The organism is Rhodococcus quanlei (assembly GCF_055231015.1).
In genome coordinates, this window is sequence record NZ_JBUYWD010000020.1 from 57,285 (window position 1) to 76,342 (window position 19,058).

Consider the following 19,058-nt stretch of genomic DNA (forward strand, 5'->3'; position numbering starts at 1 on the left):
ACGGCAACCAGGGCCGTCGTGAAAATGTCACTCACGCGGTATACCTCCCAACGAGGTGGGGTCCGTCACCGATGCGGGCCGCGGTGTACTCGATACCCGGGGCCGCCGCTTCCTCGACGGCCGCAAACAGGCGCCCGATCGCTTCCTCTACCTCCCCTATCCGCTCGGAATCAGTGGAGAATCGGAAGATCTGTACAGTCATGATGGTCTCCTTCGTGCAGATTCTGTCGTTGTTCGGTCTCCTCACCCATTACGACGTCCGGCACGCACGAAAGGTGACCACCTCCGTGGAACTGACCCAAGAGTTCGAGGCCACACGCCCGAAACTTCTTTCCCTGGCCCACCGAATCCTCGGGTCTCTCGAGGACGCAGAGGACGCCGTCCAGACGGCCTGGATGCGTGCTCAGGCGGCGAACCAGACGCAAATCCAGACGCCCGCTGCGTGGTTCACGACAGTGACCGCACGTCTGTGTCTCGACCAATTGCGATCGCGTGAACGACGCGGCGAGGTGCCCATCTTCGCCGACATGCTTCCCGGCACTCAGCTTGCCGCGGACGAGGAATTCCTGCGCCGCGACGAGGTCTCCCGGGCACTGATGGTGCTGCTCGACAAGCTCACCCCGGCACAACGGGTCGCCTACGTGCTGCACGACCTCTTCGGTGTGCCGTTCGGCGAGATCGCCGACGTACTGAGCACCGCGCCGACGAACGCGAAGAAGTTGGCCAGCCGTGCGCGACAACGCCTCGAAGGCATGGATCCAGCATCCGCGCCAGAGTCCGCACAGACATCGGGGCACTGGCGGATCGTCGACGCTTTCCTCGCCGCTGCTCGTGGCGGGCGCATCGACACGGCCATCGCGCTGATGGCGCCCGACGTCGTCCGAACCGCCGACCCAACACTGCTCCCAGAGGGAGGCGCCGTCGAAGTCGTCGGGAACCACGCCGTGGCAGAAGAGACCCGCTACTTCACCGACCGGATCCACGCGAGCATCCTCATGCTCGTCAACGGCGCCACCGCAGCCGTGATAGCCCCTGGCGGTCACCCACTGGCGGCCATAACCTTCACGTTCGCAGGCGACAAGATCACCCGGATCGAGATTACTCGCCTGACGCTGGCCGACGAGGTAAGTCCACGGTCCACCACCTATCGCCTCTAGCACGGCACGCATTTGAATACAAGGCCCAAATGGAGGATGCGAAGCGGACCTCGTGACCGAATCGCCGAAGGCCCCGAACGCCAACACTGGAAGTCACATCGGCACAATTTCCAGGAGAACGCATGACCCAGGTGTCCAGACGTGCATTGTTGCGGGGGCTTGCCATCGCACCACTCGGTATCGCCGTCGGGTGCTCGGTGAGCGGCGCACCGTCGACGCCGGCCCTCGGCACACCTTCCGGTGGCGGTTCTTACCGACCGCTTCCGATTCCGCCGCTCTCGCCGTCGCGTGTCGACGCCAGTGGGGTTCGGCATTTCGCGTTGACGGCCGCCTCCGGAACCTCCGAGATCATTGCCGGTCGCAGCACCGACACCTGGGGTTACAACGGTTCCTATCTGGGCCCGACCATTCGGGCGAAGCGCGGCGAAACGGTCGACTTCACGATCGACAACCGTCTGGGCGAACCCACGACGGTCCACTGGCACGGCATGCACCTGCCTGCCCGCTTCGACGGCGGGCCACACCAGACGATCGAGGAAGGTGGGCGCTGGGAGCCGACCTGGCGAATCGATCAGCCGGCGGCAACACTCTGGTACCACCCGCACCCCCACGGCGCCACCGAAAAACACGTGACCCGTGGTCTTGCCGGATTGTTCATCGTCGACGACGACAATATCGACACGTTGCCCCTGCCCGATACCTATGGCGTCGACGACATTCCCGTGGTGGTGCAGGATCGGCGATTCACCGCAACCGGTCAGTTCGACATGTCGGACGCAACGGACATCGGGCTCCTGGGCGACACCATCGTCGTGAACGGAATCACCAACGCCTACGTCGACGTCACCACCGAGACGGTGAGACTGCGGCTGTTGAACGGCTCGTCCGGTCGGGTGTACAACTTCGGCTTCCCCGACATCGACTTCGATCTGATCGCAACGGACGGAGGTCTACTCGAGGCGCCCGTACGTCTGAGCCGAGTCCAGCTGAGCCCCGGCGAACGCGCCGAGATCGTAGTGCGCGTCCAACCGGGAGAAACCGCCGTCCTCACCTCGTTCCCCATCGAGGGTGCCGGTGGCGTCGACCCGTCCCAAGCGCAGAACTACGGGATGAACGATCGTTTCGACATCCTCCGGTTGGTGGCAGCGCCGCAGCTGGCGACCGGATCGCCGCTCCCCGCCCAACTCGCCACGCTTTCCACGATCACGCCGTCCCCAGATCACATCTCGCGCGACTTCCGCCTCCAGTGGTACATGATCAACGGACAGCGCATGAACATGAACCGCATCGACTTCGAAGCGATCGTCGGAACCACCGAGATCTGGACGGTCTCCAACGACGACAACTGGCCCCACAACTTCCACGTTCACGACGTTCGATTCGAGGTCCTCGACGTGGACGGCCACGAACCTCCGCCCCATCTACGCGGGCCCAAAGACACCGTGTACGTGCCTCCGGGCGGAGAGGTACGCCTCGGTCTCACCTGGTCCGACTATTCGGATCCCACCTGTCCCTACATGTTCCATTGCCACCTGCTGCGGCACGAGGACGAGGGAATGATGGGGCAGTTCCTCGTACTCGAACCCGGTGAGCAGCCGAAACCCCTGGCAGTGCCGAGCTCACACGGTGGACCTTCTGGTCACGGGAGCCCGGGTCACTGACGGGTGCGGAGGTGATACATCGCCAGCCGCACGCGATTGTCACATGCTGTCTTGGACATCAGATTGCCCACGTGTGTCTTCACGGTGGTGACGCCGAGGTGAAGTGATCGCGCAATTTCCTGGTTGCTCTTACCGTCGGCAACCAACGCGAGCACCTCGGTCTCGCGTTCCGTGAGAGGAACGGGTTCGATCCGCCGGCCGTCTCGTCCTCGCGCCACCGCTCTCTGCACTACTCGTCGCAGGACCTCCGGTGAGAACACCATCTCGCCTTCCGCCGTGCGCCGGATGGCGCGCAGTACATCCGCAGGGTCCGTATCCTTCACCAGAAATCCGGCGGCTCCGGCGTCGAGCGCTGGGTAGAGATGGTCGTCGTCGTCGAATGTGGTGAGCACGAGGACTCGGGCGCCGCGGCCGGATCGCACGATCTGTTCGGTGGCGCCGATGCCGTCGAGTCCCGGCATTCGAAGGTCCATCAAAACGACGTCCGGGCAGTACTGCGCCGCGCATGCCACGGCGTCCACCCCATTCGATGCTTCTCCCACCACGGACAGTTCTTCGTCGGCATCGCACAGCATGCGCAGCCCGGCCCGTACGAGTCGTTGGTCGTCCACGATGAGCACCGTGATCACTGCGGGTCACCTTCACCCGTGACGACATCACCAACAGGAAGGCTCACGTGCACGGTCCACCGTCCGTTGCTGTTGTCGAACCGAGTCCATCCGCCGATCACGTCGACACGCTCCTGCATGCCGATGAGTCCGTGTCCCGGTTCTCCTCGGGCACCGCGGGCAACGTTGCCGACCGATACGTAGATGTTGTGCCCTGATCTGGTTACCGACAACGACACGGTTTCGGCCTTGTCCGCATGTTTCATCACATTCGTCATCGACTCCTGGACCACCCTGGTCAGTGTTGATCGACCGATCGCATCGAGCCCCCTCAGATCGCTCTCGACGTCGCTGTCGACATCGAAGCCTGCGCTTTTCGCCCGATCCACGGCAGCAACGATCGACGGCAGCACCGCGCCACCTTCGACCAACACCACGTCGGGGATCGATGGATCGCGAAGCACCTCGAGCAGACGGCGAATGTCGGCGAGTGCACGCGTGGCCGTCCCCCGTACATCGTCGAGGACCTCGTCGATCACTGCGCTGCGCGGCCCGGTCACATGTTGCGCAACGCCGATCCTCAGCACGATGGACGCCATGTGGTGTGCTACGAGGTCATGGAGTTCGCGAGCGAGCGCATTACGTTCCTCCACACGAGTACGTCTGTCCGCCTCGCGTGCCCGGTCGCGATACGTTGCCGCAAGCTGCGCTTGTGCGCGGAGATACAAACCCAGAATGACCGGCAGGCCGACGAATGCCAGGACTGCGACCACGGCCGCAACCATTCGCAGTCCGTGCGATTCCAATGCAACACCAGCCAGGACGGCAGCACCCCAGCCCGCACCCGAGACAGCAGTCTCCAACCACCGTGAGGTGCGCGCGGTGACATCGACAACGGCAACGGCGCCCAGATAAGGAACCAATTCCGACAAACCCCACGCCTCGGCAGCGAACATCGGCACTGCGAGTGTCGACAGTACGAGCGAAGTAATCGTGGGCCAATGACGCCCGGTGGCGAACACCCCTGAGGCAACCAAGGACAGAACCCAGTACGAGACCGGCACACGATATTCGCCGGGATAGGTACTCGCCAACAGCACGAAGGGCACCAACACCGCTGGGACCCACCGCGCTTTCGACACGAGTCGATCGGCGACTGTCGAATTCACCGTTCGAGCTTAACGACCTCTGCCCCGGTTACCTTCGTCGTCGGAAAGTCCGAACTTACTTTGGAGTAGACAACCAATCTTACTCCAGAGTAAGGTCAATCTCGTCCACGCCCGTACACCGAGAAACTGCTGGTGATCATGAGCAAGCAAGACACTGCCCCCTCTAACGGCGCCAAGCGGGAACCCCGCGACACGTCCGCCGTCGGACTGAATCCGGTCAAGCGCGATGCCATGGGTGCCGCGATGCGCGTTTTGACCAAGATCACCGGTTCCGACCTCGCGGAGAAGTACAACCTGCGCCAGACCGTCGACCGCGTCACGTACGAAGGTACCAAGACCGGGTTCAAGACCCTCGGTGCCGCCACGCGCACGTTCAAGTCGGTCTCCGGTGGCGGAGCGCCCAAGCGCCTGCCGGACAGCACCACCAAGAACGCCGACTACTTCGACCTCACCCCCAACGACGAGCAGAAGATGATCGTCGAAACGGTGCGCGAGTTCTCCGAAGAGATCCTGCGCCCGGCGGCCCACGACGCCGATGCGGCTGCCGCTTCCCCCGCCGACTTGGTCGAGCGCGCTGCGGAACTCGGCATCACCTTGATCAACGTCCCCGAGGAACTCGACGGCGCGGCAAGTGAACGTGGCGCAGTCACCAATTCGCTCGTCGCCGAAGCCCTCGCGCACGGCGACATGGGCCTCGCGCTACCGATCCTCGCGCCGAGCGGCGTCGCCGTCGCTCTCACCCAGTGGGGCACGGACGCACAGCAGCAGACCTACCTCCCAGCCTTCACCGGCGAGCAGGTGCCCGGTGCCGCTGTTGTCGTCAACGAGCCCCGCGCGCTGTTCGATCCCTTCGCGCTGGAGACCAAAGCAGTCCGCTCCCCCAGCGGCTACAAGCTCAACGGTGTGAAGAGCCTCGTTCCGGCCGCAGCGTCGTCCGAGCTGTTCATCGTTGCCGCCGAACTCGACGGAAAGCCCACATTCTTCATCATCGAGTCCGACACCAAGGGCCTTGTCGTGGAAGCGGACCCGAGTATGGGTCTGCGCGCCGCCGGTCTCGGTCGCCTCATCCTCGACGACGTTGCCGTACCGGAGTCCGCAATCCTGGGCGACGGCGACGCCGATCAGCGCAAGCGTGAATACGCCGACGCAATTCGTCTCGCCCGCCTCGGTTGGGCCTCGCTCGCCGCCGGCACCAGCCAGGCCGTTCTCGACTACGTGATCCCCTACGTCAACGAGCGCGAAGCGTTCGGAGAGCCGATCAGCCACCGCCAGTCCGTGGCCTTCATGGTCTCGAACATCGCGATCGAACTCGAAGGACTTCGTCTGGTCACCCTCCGCGGTGCGTCGCGCGCCGAGCAGGGCCTGTCGTTCGCCCGTGAATCCGCACTCGCCCGCAAGCTCGCATCCGAGCGGGGCATGCAGATCGGCCTCGACGGCGTTCAGCTCCTCGGCGGACACGGCTTCACCAAGGAGCACCCGGTAGAGCGCTGGTACCGCGACCTCCGTGCCATCGGCGTTGCCGAGGGCATCGTCCTGATCTGAGCAGCCGGACTCGAACCAAGGAAACCTGATGATCAATCTCGAACTTCCCAAGAAGCTCAAAGCATCCGCAAACCAGGCACACCAGGTCGCGGCCCAGATCATGCGCCCGGTGTCCCGCAAGTACGACCTTGCCGAGCACGCCTACCCCAAAGAACTCGACACCATGGCCGCAATGGTCGAGGGCCTCAACGACTCGGGCAAGGGTGCCGCCGGCGCCGCGCTCGGTCGCGGTGACGTACTGAAGGCCGACCAGAACGCCAACGGCGGCAATATGTCGTCGCTGATGAACGTCATCGAGACCTGTTGGGGCGACGTCGGACTGACACTGTCGATCCCGTACCAGGGCCTCGGCAATTCCGCCATCGCCGCCGTCGCCACCGACGAACAGCTCGAACGTTTCGGCAAGGTATGGGCCTCGATGGCCATCACCGAACCGAACTTCGGATCGGACTCGGCCGCCGTCGGCGCCACCGCCGTTCTCGACGGAGACGAGTGGGTTCTCAACGGCGAAAAGATCTTCGTCACGTCCGGTGAGCGTTCCACCCACGTCGTGGTGTGGGCCAGCGTCGACAAATCGAAGGGCCGTGCGGCCATCAAGTCGTTCGTCGTCCCGCGCGAGGCTCCCGGGCTGAGCGTTGCTCGTCTCGAGCACAAGCTGGGCATCAAAGCCTCGGACACCGCGGTTCTCCTCCTCGAGGACTGCCGCATCCCGAAGGACAACATCCTCGGCTCACCCGAGGTCAATACCGAGCAGGGCTTCGGCGGCGTCATGCAGACGTTCGACAACACCCGCCCGCTGGTCGCCGGCATGGCGATCGGTGTCGCCCGTGCCGCACTCGAGGAACTGCGCAGCATCCTCACCGACGCGGGTGTGGAGATCTCGTACGACACTCCCGCCTACAACCAGCACGCTGCGGCTGCAGAGTTCCTGCAGCTCGAGGCCGACTGGGAAGCCGGCTACTTGCTCACCCTCCGCGCAGCGTGGATGGCGGACAACAAGAAGCCGAACTCGCTCGAGGCCTCCATGTGCAAGGCCAAGGCAGGACGCACCGGTACCGCCGTGACCCTGCGGGCTGTCGAACTCGCCGGCACCATCGGCTACTCCGAGCGCCCGCTGCTCGAGAAGTGGGCACGCGACTCGAAGATTCTCGACATCTTCGAGGGCACCCAGCAGATTCAGCAGCTGATCGTTGCCCGTCGCCTCCTCGGAAAGTCCTCTTCCGAGCTGAAGTGACCTCGGTGAACTGAGGTTCCCGTTCGAACTGAGCCCCGCCGCACGCACTCTCGTGTGGCGGGGCTTTCGTTCATCTAAGGTGGTTGTGAAGCGAATCACAGACACCGGGGAGTCTTCATGCCAGGTCAGAGCATTCTCACGAAGATCACCGACACGGCGGGTGCTGCCATCACCATGGGCAAAGCGGGCCTGGTCCCGTTTCCCCGTATAGACCACGGAATCAACTCGCTGCTGGCCGTACGCAAGTACGGTCCATTCGCAGGCCCAGTACACGCCCATGCCGTCGCCGGCCTCGAGGCAACGGCCCTCGTCGACGAGCACGGATCGCTCACCTACCGGGACCTCGAGGAGCAGTCGAACGCTCTTGTTCGGGCATGGCAGGCGGACGGAATTCGGGCCGGTGCAGTCATCGGTGCCATGTGCCGCAATCACCGCGGCCTGGTGTTGACCATGCTCGCGTCCGCGAAGAACGGAACCAAGCTGGTGTTGATGAACACCGGTTTCGCGCCGCCACAGCTCGTGGACGTGGCAGCGCGCGAAGGTGTGCGAGCTCTGGTGTACGACGAGGAGTTCGCCGACGTCGCTGCAGCCCTTCCGGACGACGTGATCGTCTACCGATCCTGGTCGGACAGCCCTTCGGACAATCGCAATCTCGAAGAGCTCATCGGCAAGTACGACCACCGCCCCGTGCCTGCCCCTACCACCCAGGGCGGATTCGTCCTCCTGACGAGTGGCACCACCGGAACGCCGAAAGGCGCCCCCCGTGGTCACACTTCCCCTCTCGCATCGGCACAGTTCCTCGACCGTGTGCCGCTGCGACCCGGTCAAACCATGATGATGGCGGCTCCCGCATTCCACGGCACCGGCGTTTCCCAGTTCGCTCTCGCTCTCGCCCTCGGGCAAACCGTGGTGATGCACCGGAAGTTCGATCCGGAGAACACTGTCCGTCTCGTCGCCGAGCACCGGTGCGACGTCCTCGTTGTCGTGCCCACCATGTTGCAACGCATCGTCGACCTCGGCCCGGAGGTCCTCTCGACATACGACACCTCCTCACTGAAGATCGTCTTCGCTGCCGGCTCGGCGATCTCACCCGACCTGTCGAAACGAACCGCCGAGGCATTCGGTGAGGTTCTGCACAACCTCTACGGCACCACCGAAGTAGCGGTAGCCACCGTCGCCACCCCCGCAGATCTGGCGCAAGCCCCCGGCACAGCGGGCCGCGCACCGGTCACCTGCCACGTGCGGTTGTACGACGACGACGGCAAACGCATCACCGAGCCGGAGTCCGTGGGGAGAATCTTCGTGGCGAGCGGGTTGAGCTTCGCCGGATACACGGACGGACGGGACAAGGAACGTATCGACGGGCTGCTGTCGACGGGCGACGTCGGCCATTTCGACAAGAACGGCTTACTCTTCGTCGATGGTCGCGACGACGACATGATCGTGTCGGGTGGAGAGAACGTGTATCCGCTCGAGGTGGAAAACCTGCTGGCCAACCGCGAAGACGTGATCGAGGCCGCGGTCGTCGGGGTGGAGGATCCGGACTTCGGTCATCGTCTGCGCGCGTTCGTCGTCTCTGCGCCGGGCCACGATCACGATGCCGACCAGATCAAGGCCTACGTCAAGGCGAACCTGGCGCGCTACAAGGTCCCCCGCGAGGTCGTGTTCATCGACGAACTCCCGCGTAATGCCACGGGGAAGCTCCTCCGCAGAAATCTGCACCAGATGTGACCTGCCCCCACTTCACATTCGTCCGAACGCCGCCGCAGTGATCGTGCCGGTAGCGGTGGCGAATCGCCTGTCGTGGCGGGCGTTGGAGAACGCCGGGTTTCACCGGGTCGGCGAGGGGTATCTACCGGCGGACAACCCGATCGACGACGGCCGCCACTACATCACGATTCGACCTGCGTCAGCTCTAGCCATCGACCCCTAGCTATCGACACACAGCGGTATCCACACAGATACAAGAAAATCGGCCGGCACCGTTATGGTGCCGACCGATCTCAGTGGTAGCGGGGACAGGATTTGAACCTGCGACCTCTGGGTTATGAGCCCAGCGAGCTACCGAGCTGCTCCACCCCGCGTTGCATGAACGAAGTTACACGAATCCGGGAACGGTACGCAAATCGCGGACTGCCGGATTGTTTCGACGCCACAGCGACCGGTCAACTGCCGGAAATCTTGCCGATACCGGCACAACGCAAACGTCACGGAACAGGCAGATTCGGGCAATTCACCCTCGCTCGATGCCCGACCAGTTCCAGAAAATGCGCCTGGCGAGTGAGACGAGTCACATCACACTACGGTAACGAGACGGCAAATCGGCCGTGACCATTGAGCGTTGAGCTGGTAAAACGCGGTTTCCCGAGGGCGGCCGATGCCGATTCGTCGGAGATCCACGTCACCGTGACCTATCCGTAATACATCCGTATGGTCGTTCACGGCCCGGTTCGAGACCGGCTGATTTGCACCCGACGTAAGGATCTACCCGCATGACCCGCAACATCACGAAGCGAACCCTCAGCACTCTGGCACTCGCCGGCGCAGTCGTCGCCGTGCCGCTCGGAGTGAGCACCGGCACCGCAAACGCGGCATCGGGCAACTGGGACGCAGTCGCACAGTGCGAGAGCGGCGGCAACTGGAGCACCAACACCGGCAACGGCTACTACGGCGGCCTGCAGTTCTCGCAGAGCACCTGGCAGGCCTTCGGCGGTAGCGGCTACGCACACAACGCCAGCAAGGCCGAGCAGATCCGCGTCGCGGAGAACGTCCTCGCCACACAGGGCGTCGGCGCATGGCCGACCTGCGGCGCATACCTCTAAATCGCCGAACCGCGCAGGGATGCCTGTGCACGAAGTACGCCCCGCCATCATCGAATGATGGCGGGGCGTACTTCGTGTCCGTACTACCTCGGCAGTTGCTGATATGCAGCCACGGCCTTCTGCACCCGATCCAGCGCCGCACCGTATGCAGCGAAGTCACCGCTGCGCTGCGCGGTCTCGAGTGCCTCGAGAGAAGCATCGAGTTCGGCGACCACAGCCGCCTCATCACCGCTCGGCGGCGCCGGAGCCGGGGCAGGTGCAGGAGCAGGAGTCGGAACACCCGCTTCGGCCGGCGGAGTCGTGGGCTCCTGGGGCTGCGGATCCGCGTCGGGGCTCGGGGCCGTCGCCGCAGACCCGGTACCTACACCGAAGACCTGGTCGAGGGCTTCTGCCAACGTGGGCGCATAGCCGACGCGAACACTGTTACTCGGTGGCGGTTCGCGATAGCTCACGAGCACGCGTGACAGCTGCGGGAACGTCGACGAATTGGGAGTTGTCGTCTTCCGCTCCGTGTACATCGGCTCGACGTACAAGATCCCGCCGTCCGCGATCGGCAAGGTCAGCAGATTGCCGTAATGAATATCGTTCGATCGCTCGAGCAGGGTACGCTCCGACGCCACACGAGGATCGGAAATCATCGAGTTCTGTGTCTGCTGAGGACCTTGAGTCGTGGTGTCCGTCGGCAGCTGTAACACCGTGAACTCCCCGTAGTTCTCGGGACCGGATTTCACGGACAGGTATGCCGACAAGAACTCTCGGTTGTATCCGACCATCGCACTCGTCAGATTGAACGATGCCTCGCCCGTTTCCGGATCGCCGACCAACACGTAGTACGGCGGCTGGCTGGCATTCGTGTCGATGGTGGGATCACTCGGCACCGACCAGAAGGCGTTGTTGGTGAAGAATTCCCTCGGGTCGTCCACGTGGTACTTCGCGAGCATCTCGCGCTGCACCTTGAACAGGTCTTCCGGGTAACGGAAGTGCTCGCTCAGTGCAGGCGGAATCTCACTCTTCGGCTCCACTGCGTCCGGGAAGACACCCATCCAGGCATCGAGCACCGGGTCGTTCTCGTCGAACTCGTACAACTTCACGGTTCCGTCGTAGGCATCGACCGTCGCCTTCACCGAGTTGCGGATGTACGACACTTCCTTGCGCGGGAGCGGTCGGCCGGTGCTCTCGTCGATGCTGTCCTCGAGAAGCCCTTCCAACGAACTCCGCTGTGCATACGGGTAATTGTCGAGAGTGGTGTACGCGTCGACGATCCAGACGAGATTGCCGTCCACGACTGCCGGGTAGGAATCACCGTCCGCGGTCAGCCACGGCGCAACCTTCTTGACCCGCTCGCGCGGGTCGCGGTCGTAGATGATCTTCGAGTTGTCGCCGATCACGCTGGAGAACAGGATGTTTCGCTCGGTGTACTTCGCCGCGTAAGCGAGCCGGTTGAACCAGTTTCCGATCGGGACGCCACCGTCACCGGTGTAGGTGTACGTGGCCTCGTCGGTGTCGTATTCGCGCGGTGTACCGCCCTCGGTGTTTCCGACGATCGAGTAGTCGTCGGGAACGTCCGCGATGACCTCGCCGTAATAGATGCGTGGCTGGTCGACCGGGATCAACTGGTCCTCGTCCTGAGAAGCGATGTCGCTGACCCGGTACACGGGATAACCGCTGTTGCTGTTCGCCGCTTCTTCAGCGGAGTCGGCTGCGGCCGCGTTGACGCGGTTTGCGGGTGCATACACCAGGCCGTTGCCGTGGGTGTAAACCGTGTGGCGGTTGATCCAGTCGGTCTGATTGCCCTGAAGGCTCTTCGGCGACAACTCACGAGCAGCAACGATGTAGTCGCGGAGCTCACCGTCGATCGTGTACCGATCCACGTCGAGACTCGGCGGGAAGCCGTAGAAGTTCTTGAGCTGTTGCTGCTGGGTGAACGTACGCGACAGGATGTTCGGATCGAGCAAACGGATGTTCTCGATGGTTGTCTGGTCGGCGGGAACCTCACGCGGTGGTTTGGTTCCGTAGCCCGGGTAGTCCTTGTACTCGATCTTGTCGTCGGTGATTCCATACGCTTGCCTGGTGGCCGCAATGTTGCGTTCGATGTACGGGGCCTCCATTTCCGCGGCGTTCGGACGCACCGAGAACTGCTCGACCACCATCGGCCACGCAGCACCCACGAGGACCGACGACAGCACGAGTAGCGCCGTGGCCAGTGCCGGAATACGGAAGTCTCGCAGGAAGATCGCCGCGAAGAACGCGATCGCACATATGACTGCAATCGCCAGAAGGATCAACTTCGCTTGCAGGACCGCGTTCATGTCCGTGTAGCTACCACCGGTGAATGTGGGCTCTTTTCGACTACTCGACAACAGTGAGTACCGATCGAACCAGTAGGCCACCGCCTTGAGCAGAATGAAGGTGCCCGCGAGAACCGCGAGTTGCACGCGCGCCGCATTGGTCAGCGCGCCACCGCGGCTGGCCAACCTGAGTCCACCGAAGACGTAGTGCGTGACCAGAGAGGCGAAGAACGCCAAGACGACCACGACGAACAACCAGTTGAGGATGAGGCGATAGAACGGCAGATCGAACGTGTAGAAGCCGACATCCAGTCCGAACTCGGGGTCGACGGTTCCGAAGTCACCGCCATTCATGAACAGCTGAACGGTGACCCAGTTCGACTGCGCGATAAGACCGGAGAACAGCCCGATCACCACCGGGATGCCCACTCCGAATAGCCGAAGCCGACTCATGACGGTGGTTCGGTACCGGGCAACGGGATCGTCGGGCCTCGTCACGGGGACGAATACCGGTCGCGAGCGGTACGCGAGGAACAGCGCCAACCACACCATGACGCCGACGAAAACGGCCACCGCGACGAACAGCGCGATTCTGGTGAACAGCACGGTGGTGAAGACGCTGCGGAATCCCAGCTCCCCGAACCACAACCAATCCGTGTAGGTGCTGACCAGGCGTGGGCCCATCAGCAGCAGGATTGCGGCGACAAGTGCCACTACCAGCAGCACACGACTCCGTTTGGACAACGACGGTAAACCGGCGGGGGGCCGCATGCCCACGTCTCACGCTCCAAGAACTCGGCGACGCCCCTCGGCGACGCGATCGACTCTGCAACCGTACATCCGTCCCACACTTCCCGGAGTGGTGACCGTTTCGTCCCAGTCTACGTAACGGTCGTCACGGCCTTTCCCATGGTGCATGCGTTTCCCGGTGTGTGCATACCGGTGCACGAATTCCGGGTGGGTGTGGACCACTGCAGTGCGCCGCGATGGGAGGATGCAGTTGTGAGCGCAGACAAATTCGCCAATCCGACCGATGCCCTTGCCCGCTGCGTCCGCGAGGTGGTCGAGTTCGTCGATGCCCAGGGGTGGGACCAGCCGCCACAGATGTTCGCTCTGGTGCCGACCGAGGAATTGGCCGCGGCAGAGCCGAGTCTGCTCGATCAACTCGAAGACGGCTGCGAACTCACGCCCATCGAGCAAGAAGCGTTCCCGGACGATATCGGCGGTGGGTCACCTGCCCTCGACGAATTCCTCGCGACCACCAGTTGGCCCGAATCCGTCGTGGGATGCGCGCTGACTCAGGAGATCGTGGTCCTGCCGCCGGACGCCGAGGCCGACCTGGACGATGCACTCGTTCCGCTTCTTGCCGACCGCGATGCCGCGGACGAGGCGGCCCGCAATGCTGCCCGTGAGCACCCCGAACGCCGGAACGCGCGATTGATTGCCGCAGTCCTTCGGGACGGACCGTCGTTATGCCTGCTGCAACTGCAGCCCGACGACGATGCTGACCCGTACGCCGATCTCGAACTGCTCACCTACGAGGACCTCGCACCCAACCTCGTCAACGCGCTGTATGCGACCTTCGATGCCACCGAGCACGACTGACGTCAGCAGGGGTGGGCAGGGCTGTCAACACAGCTCCGCTTCTTCGCCGCGTCCCAATGCCTCCAGCGCATCGATGGCATCGGTGAGTTCGTCCACCTTGACCAGACGTAGCCCGTCCGGCGCACCCTGACGGGCTTCGTCACAGTTCTGTGCGGGCACGAGGAACGTTTCCGCGCCCGCTTCACTGGCAGCGGCCAACTTGTACTGTATGCCGCCGATCGGGCCCACGTCGCCGTTCGATCGAATGGTGCCGGTACCGGCAACGAAGGCACCGTTGTTGAGTTCACCCGGGGTGAGTTTGTCGATCAGCGCCAGGGTGAAGATCAGTCCGGCGGACGGCCCTCCGATGTCCGCAAGGTTGAAGTCGACGGTGAACGGCACGTCCGGGACTTCCTCGATCCCGATGCCGAGGTATCCCTTGGACGAATCGTCAGGCCGCTCGCCGAGTGTGATGGTCACCGTGGTTTCCGCGCCGTCCCGAAGAAGAACGAAGTCGGTGCGATTGCCCGGCCCCAGATCGGCAACGACCTTCTGGACGTCGGCCGTTGTCTCCACCGGGTTCCCTGCGACGCTGATCAGCTGGTCGCCTTCACGCAACTCGCCCTGGGACGGTGCGTCCTCACCCACCTGCGCGACCTCGAGAGCAACGGGTTTACCGAGGTAGTGAAGGGCAGCCAGCTCGGCTGTGTGCTCTGACCGCGCGAAGTCGGCTGCGTTCTCCTTCTTCACCTCGTCGGTCGACTTACCGGGCGGATACACCTGTGCTCGGGGCACGAGTCCGTACTCACCACTCGCCCAGTATCCGAAGGCCTCGAAGACGTTCAGTTCGTTGTGCACCGCCACCGTCGTCATGTTCAGGTGACCGGTGGTCGGATCGACCTCCGTACCTTCGATCTTTACCACTTCCACATCCTCGACCATGCCGAGTGTGTTGAAGGTGGGCCCAGGTCCGAGAGCCACGAACGGCACCTTGACCACGGTGCCGACGATCACCAGCACCACGATCGGGGCCAGCGCAGCCACAAGCGTCACGATCCGTCGATTCACCTGGACCAGCGTAGAGCGCCGATCGGACGTGACGACCTCGGCCCACCGATACTCCGTCCCGGACACCTGTTCGCCATCAGCGTGACGCGGAGGTCACGCCATCATCTCTCGGCCTTGTACCGTTGAGGGCATGAGCAATCCCCCGTTCGGCTTCTCGAACTCCGATGACGATCGCGACAAGAACGACGATCGCGAAGGCAGCAGCAGCGGCACCGGCGGCAACTCACCGTTCGGCGACTTCGGTGCGCAGGCGTTCGGTCAGGGCGGCTTCGATCCGGCGGCGCTCGGAAAAATGTTGTCGCAGTTCGGGGAAATGTTGAGCGGCATGAGCACTGCGCCGGGCTCCGGCGCACAGGAGGGCCCGGTCAATTACGACGTGGCCAAGAAGCTGGCACGGCAGAGCATGGGCACCGTGGCTCCCGTCACGAAGGGCAGTACCGAAGCCGTCGTCGAAGCCTCGCGGCTCGCCGAGTTGTGGCTCGATGCCGCGACAACCCTTCCTGCCGGTGCCACCCGCAATGCCGCCTGGACGCCGAACGACTGGCTCGATCACACCATGGACACATGGAAGCGCCTTTGTGATCCGGTCGCTGAGAAGGTCGCCGGAATGTGGGTGGAAGGTCTTCCCGAGGAAGCCCGCCAAATGGCAGGGCCGATGATGGGCATGATGAATCAGATGGGCGGCCTGGCCTTCGGTTCGCAGCTCGGTCAAGCCCTCGGCCAATTGTCGAAGGAAGTGCTCACCTCCACCGACATCGGTCTGCCCTTGGGCCCCAGCGGTACGGGAGCGCTGCTACCGCAGGCCGTGGAAACGTTCAGCAAGGGCCTCGAGCAGCCCGATCGGGAGATCCTCGTCTTCCTGGCCGCCCGTGAAGCCGCACATCAGCGCCTCTACAACCACGTTCCGTGGTTGCGGCAGCGTCTGCTCGCCACCGTCGAGGAGTATGCCCGCGGGATCACGATGGACTTCTCCGCCATCGAGAACCTGGCGGAAGGGTTCGACCCGTCGATGCTCAACGACCCGTCACAGCTCGAGTCCATCCTCGGGCAGGGCGCATTCGAGCCGCAGACCACTCCCGAGCAAAAGCTGGCATTGGAACGTCTCGAGACCCTCCTCGCACTCGTCGAGGGATGGGTCGAGGTGGTGGTCACGAATGCACTCGGAGACCGTCTCCCCGGCGTCGCCGCCCTGAGCGAAACGATTCGGCGTCGCCGCGCCACCGGTGGACCTGCAGAACAGACGTTCGCCACGCTGGTCGGTTTGGAACTGCGCCCACGAAAGCTGCGTGAGGCGGCCGGCCTGTGGGAGAAGCTGACCACGGACGCGGGAGTCGACGAACGCGACGGAGTGTGGGCTCACCCCGACCTCCTTCCGGATTCTTCCGACCTCGACGATCCGGCTGGATTCGTCGCCCGAGTCGTCGGTGGCGGTGACGTGAGCGACTTCGACAACCCGATGGCACTGCTCGAAGAGACCGAGGCACGTGAACGCGCGGAGAAGGCCGCGCGCGACGAGAAGAACCGCGGCGAAGACCCGGGCTCCAGCCCCGAATCCTGACGAATTCAGCCCGGAGCAGACAACTGCAGTTCGGCGCCTGTTTTCTCCTGTGGACAACTGTCCGCGAGCAACTGAACCCGTCGCGTGAGACTGTCATGCTCGGCGGATGACTCCGACGACGTCGTCCACAACCGGACCCCAACTCGATCGCCATGTCCGCATCCTGTGCCGACCGGACGGGCGGGTTCAACTCGGTTGGGATCCGGAGCGCGCCGTGGTCGTGGCGCCACCGTCCGGGATACCCGCCGACGACCTCGTCACGGTGCTCCGGTTGTTCGACGGGACGAGCTCGTGGCCACACATCGTGTGGTCTGCTCGCAGCCACGGCGTCTGTCCTGACGACATGGCGGTGCTGTTGGCTGAGCTGATCCGGGCCGGACTGGTCGACGAACCACGTGTGGACCCGCTTCCCGAGCCGTCGATACACATTCACGGACGAGGTCCGCTCTCCGACGGCGTGGCCGGTGCACTCTCGGGCACGACGATTCGGGTCACACGCTCGGCCGACGGCGACGGCTGCGATCCCAGCACCGCGGCCTCGACGTGCGTGGTCCTGGCCGACGACCTGGTCGTGGAGCCGACCCTGGCCGCCGAACTCGTGAGGTCGGGAACACCACATCTGCATGTTCGGCTGCGGGACGGGTACGGAGTGGTCGGACCTCTGGTCCTGCCCGGACGAACGAGTTGTCTACGGTGCGCGGACGTGTCGCGTGCCACTTACGACGAACACTGGCCGCACCTTGCCGCGCAACTTCTGGGCAGTGTCGGGAATGCCAGTGCTGCCACGATCATGGCAACCACTGCACTCACGATCGCCCAGATCGAAGCGATCTGCACTCCGAACCCACACGAACCGCCGGCCACTCTGGATTCGACCCTCGAGATCGGTCTCACCTCGCCACGGATCGTTACCCGACGCTGGACGAAACAGCCCCGGTGCAGTTGCCGATATTTGGCACCCACCCCGGGCATCGGGGCGAAACTTCGTTCATGATGGTGTGGTGTCCAACATCCCACGCAAGAGTTCAGCCCGTACCGCCAAGCTTGCAAGTATTCCGTTGGGTTTCGCAGGTCGGGCTGCCGTCGGTTTCGGTCGCCGGATCGCGGGAGGCGACCGAGAAGAGATCGATTCACAGCTCAACGCCAAGGCTGCGGAGCAGTTGTTCGCGGTTCTCGGCGAACTCAAGGGCGGAGCGATGAAGCTGGGGCAGGCGCTCAGCGTGATGGAAGCCGCCATCCCGGCAGAATTCGCCGAACCCTATCGAGAATCGCTCAACAAGCTGCAAGCCGAGGCGCCACCGCTGCCGGCCAAAGAAGTTCACCGCATGTTGGACCGGCAACTCGGCACCAAGTGGCGAGAGCGGTTCAGCTCGTTCGACGACGAGCCGACGGCCTCGGCCAGCATCGGGCAGGTACACCGCGCTGTGTGGGCAGACGGACGCCCGGTGGCAGTCAAGGTGCAGTATCCCGGCGCGGACGAGGCGCTACGAGCAGACCTCAAGACCCTGGGCCGCTTCGCCGGCCTGTTCGGGTCGGTGATGCCCGGAGTCGACGTGCGCCCGGTGATCGACGAGTTCACCGAGCGCACCGAAGAAGAACTCGACTATCGCATCGAGGCGAACAACCAGCGCCGGTTCGCCAAGGTTTTCGACGGTGATCCTCAGTTCGCGATCCCGCACATCGTGGCGAGTGCACCCAAGGTCGTGGTGAGCGAGTGGATGACGGGGACACCGCTCAAGGACGTCATCGCGTCCGGCACACCGGAGCAGCGCAACGTGGCGGGCGCACTGCTGGCCGAGTTTCATTTCGCCTCACCGGCGCGAGTCGGCCTTCTTCATTGCGACCCACACCCCGGAAATTTCATGCTGATGGACGACGGGCGGCTCGGCGTCATCGATTTCGGTGCTGCTGCCCCCTTCCCCGACGGACTCCCCCCCGTCCTGGGCACAATGGTGCGCCTCGCCGTCCGTGAGGAGTTCGACGAACTGACCGAACTCCTCCACGATCACGGATTCGTCCTGCCCGGACGAACGGTGACGGACCAGGAAATCGCCGACTACCTGCGCCCGTTCACCGACCCGATCCACACGGAGTCGTTCCACTTCACGAGGGCGTGGCTACAGCGCGTGGCCGGGATGGCCACGGACATGAACGGTCAGCAGTTCAAGACCGCGCGGGCCCTGAATCTGCCCGCCGAGTATCTGATGATCTTCCGGGTCCTGCTGGGATCCGTCGGGATCTGCGCCCAACTCGACGCCTACGCGCCGTACATGGGCATCCTCACGTGGTGGTTGCCCGGTTTCGCCGACCCGGAGGCGGATTCGATCACCCCCTGACCTGCGCGTAGGCGACCGCCTACGCGCAGGT

At 63.8% G+C, this 19,058-nt stretch carries 15 protein-coding genes, 1 tRNA gene and 1 pseudogene; 11 read left to right on the plus strand and 6 right to left on the minus strand.

The features are described from left to right. Positions 1-31: 31 nt before the first annotated feature. The gene (locus ACZI8Q_RS15040) at positions 32-202 is read right to left on the minus strand and encodes a hypothetical protein (protein ID WP_463374354.1); all 171 of its coding nucleotides are present in this window, start codon (positions 200-202) and stop codon (positions 32-34) included. A gap of 85 nt (positions 203-287) precedes the next feature. On the opposite strand from ACZI8Q_RS15040, the gene ACZI8Q_RS15045 reads away from it, so the two are divergent. Beyond that, complete coding sequence (locus ACZI8Q_RS15045; protein WP_463374394.1) at positions 288-1,157, plus strand: sigma-70 family RNA polymerase sigma factor; 870 nt, start codon at positions 288-290, stop codon at positions 1,155-1,157. 122 nt (positions 1,158-1,279) lie between these two features. Next, the gene (locus ACZI8Q_RS15050; RefSeq protein WP_463374355.1) at positions 1,280-2,818 is read left to right on the plus strand and encodes a multicopper oxidase family protein; all 1,539 of its coding nucleotides are present in this window, start codon (positions 1,280-1,282) and stop codon (positions 2,816-2,818) included. Here ACZI8Q_RS15050 and ACZI8Q_RS15055 read toward each other — a convergent pair. Together ACZI8Q_RS15055 and ACZI8Q_RS15060 are read right to left on the minus strand one after the other, a co-directional pair. Next, positions 2,812-3,447 carry a response regulator gene (locus tag ACZI8Q_RS15055; protein WP_463374356.1) on the minus strand — a complete coding sequence of 212 codons (636 nt, stop codon included), beginning with the start codon at positions 3,445-3,447 and terminating at the stop codon, positions 2,812-2,814. The two genes, ACZI8Q_RS15050 and ACZI8Q_RS15055, sit on opposite strands and share 7 nt — an antisense overlap. Further along, positions 3,444-4,595: a sensor histidine kinase gene (locus ACZI8Q_RS15060; protein ID WP_463374357.1), complete on the minus strand. Its 1,152-nt coding sequence runs from the start codon at positions 4,593-4,595 to the stop codon at positions 3,444-3,446. Before ACZI8Q_RS15060 ends, ACZI8Q_RS15055 begins: the two co-directional genes overlap by 4 nt. A gap of 132 nt (positions 4,596-4,727) precedes the next feature. Here ACZI8Q_RS15060 and ACZI8Q_RS15065 point away from each other — a divergent pair, with 132 nt between their 5' ends. From ACZI8Q_RS15065 to ACZI8Q_RS15080, 4 genes are all read left to right on the plus strand, one after another. Beyond that, positions 4,728-6,137 carry an acyl-CoA dehydrogenase family protein gene (locus tag ACZI8Q_RS15065; protein WP_463374358.1) on the plus strand — a complete coding sequence of 470 codons (1,410 nt, stop codon included), beginning with the start codon at positions 4,728-4,730 and terminating at the stop codon, positions 6,135-6,137. Between the two features lie 28 nt (positions 6,138-6,165). Further along, complete coding sequence (locus ACZI8Q_RS15070; RefSeq protein WP_463374359.1) at positions 6,166-7,371, plus strand: acyl-CoA dehydrogenase family protein; 1,206 nt, start codon at positions 6,166-6,168, stop codon at positions 7,369-7,371. 117 nt (positions 7,372-7,488) lie between these two features. After that, positions 7,489-9,102: an acyl-CoA synthetase gene (locus tag ACZI8Q_RS15075; RefSeq protein ID WP_463374360.1), complete on the plus strand. Its 1,614-nt coding sequence runs from the start codon at positions 7,489-7,491 to the stop codon at positions 9,100-9,102. A 37-nt stretch (positions 9,103-9,139) separates the two neighbouring features. After that, on the plus strand, positions 9,140-9,304 hold the full coding sequence (locus ACZI8Q_RS15080; RefSeq protein ID WP_463374361.1) for a hypothetical protein: 165 nt from the start codon (positions 9,140-9,142) through the stop codon (positions 9,302-9,304). Positions 9,305-9,378: 74 nt separating this feature from the next. Here the strand turns inward: ACZI8Q_RS15080 and ACZI8Q_RS15085 are convergent. Beyond that, positions 9,379-9,455 (minus strand) — tRNA-Met (locus tag ACZI8Q_RS15085). 408 nt (positions 9,456-9,863) lie between these two features. Here ACZI8Q_RS15085 and ACZI8Q_RS15090 point away from each other — a divergent pair. Further along, positions 9,864-10,190: pseudogene (locus ACZI8Q_RS15090) on the plus strand (transglycosylase family protein); the annotation flags it as partial. An 86-nt stretch (positions 10,191-10,276) separates the two neighbouring features. Here ACZI8Q_RS15090 and ACZI8Q_RS15095 read toward each other — a convergent pair. Continuing rightward, complete coding sequence (locus ACZI8Q_RS15095; RefSeq protein ID WP_463374362.1) at positions 10,277-13,258, minus strand: UPF0182 family protein; 2,982 nt, start codon at positions 13,256-13,258, stop codon at positions 10,277-10,279. A gap of 225 nt (positions 13,259-13,483) precedes the next feature. Between ACZI8Q_RS15095 and ACZI8Q_RS15100 the strand changes: the two genes are divergently transcribed. Continuing rightward, positions 13,484-14,086, plus strand: coding sequence for a PPA1309 family protein (locus tag ACZI8Q_RS15100; RefSeq protein WP_463374363.1), 603 nt, complete (start codon positions 13,484-13,486; stop codon positions 14,084-14,086). A gap of 24 nt (positions 14,087-14,110) precedes the next feature. Here the strand turns inward: ACZI8Q_RS15100 and ACZI8Q_RS15105 are convergent, their stop codons facing one another. Further along, positions 14,111-15,133 carry a YlbL family protein gene (locus ACZI8Q_RS15105; protein ID WP_463374364.1) on the minus strand — a complete coding sequence of 341 codons (1,023 nt, stop codon included), beginning with the start codon at positions 15,131-15,133 and terminating at the stop codon, positions 14,111-14,113. Between the two features lie 130 nt (positions 15,134-15,263). Between ACZI8Q_RS15105 and ACZI8Q_RS15110 the strand changes: the two genes are divergently transcribed. The 3 genes from ACZI8Q_RS15110 to ACZI8Q_RS15120 all read left to right on the plus strand — a co-directional run bounded on the left by ACZI8Q_RS15110 (position 15,264) and on the right by ACZI8Q_RS15120 (position 19,027). Next, entirely contained in the window at positions 15,264-16,691 is a 1,428-nt protein-coding gene (locus ACZI8Q_RS15110) for a zinc-dependent metalloprotease (protein ID WP_463374365.1), read from the plus strand. A 106-nt stretch (positions 16,692-16,797) separates the two neighbouring features. Continuing rightward, entirely contained in the window at positions 16,798-17,685 is an 888-nt protein-coding gene (locus ACZI8Q_RS15115; protein ID WP_463374366.1) for a hypothetical protein, read from the plus strand. A 7-nt stretch (positions 17,686-17,692) separates the two neighbouring features. Continuing rightward, positions 17,693-19,027: an ABC1 kinase family protein gene (locus ACZI8Q_RS15120; protein ID WP_463374367.1), complete on the plus strand. Its 1,335-nt coding sequence runs from the start codon at positions 17,693-17,695 to the stop codon at positions 19,025-19,027. Positions 19,028-19,058 lie beyond the last annotated feature (31 nt).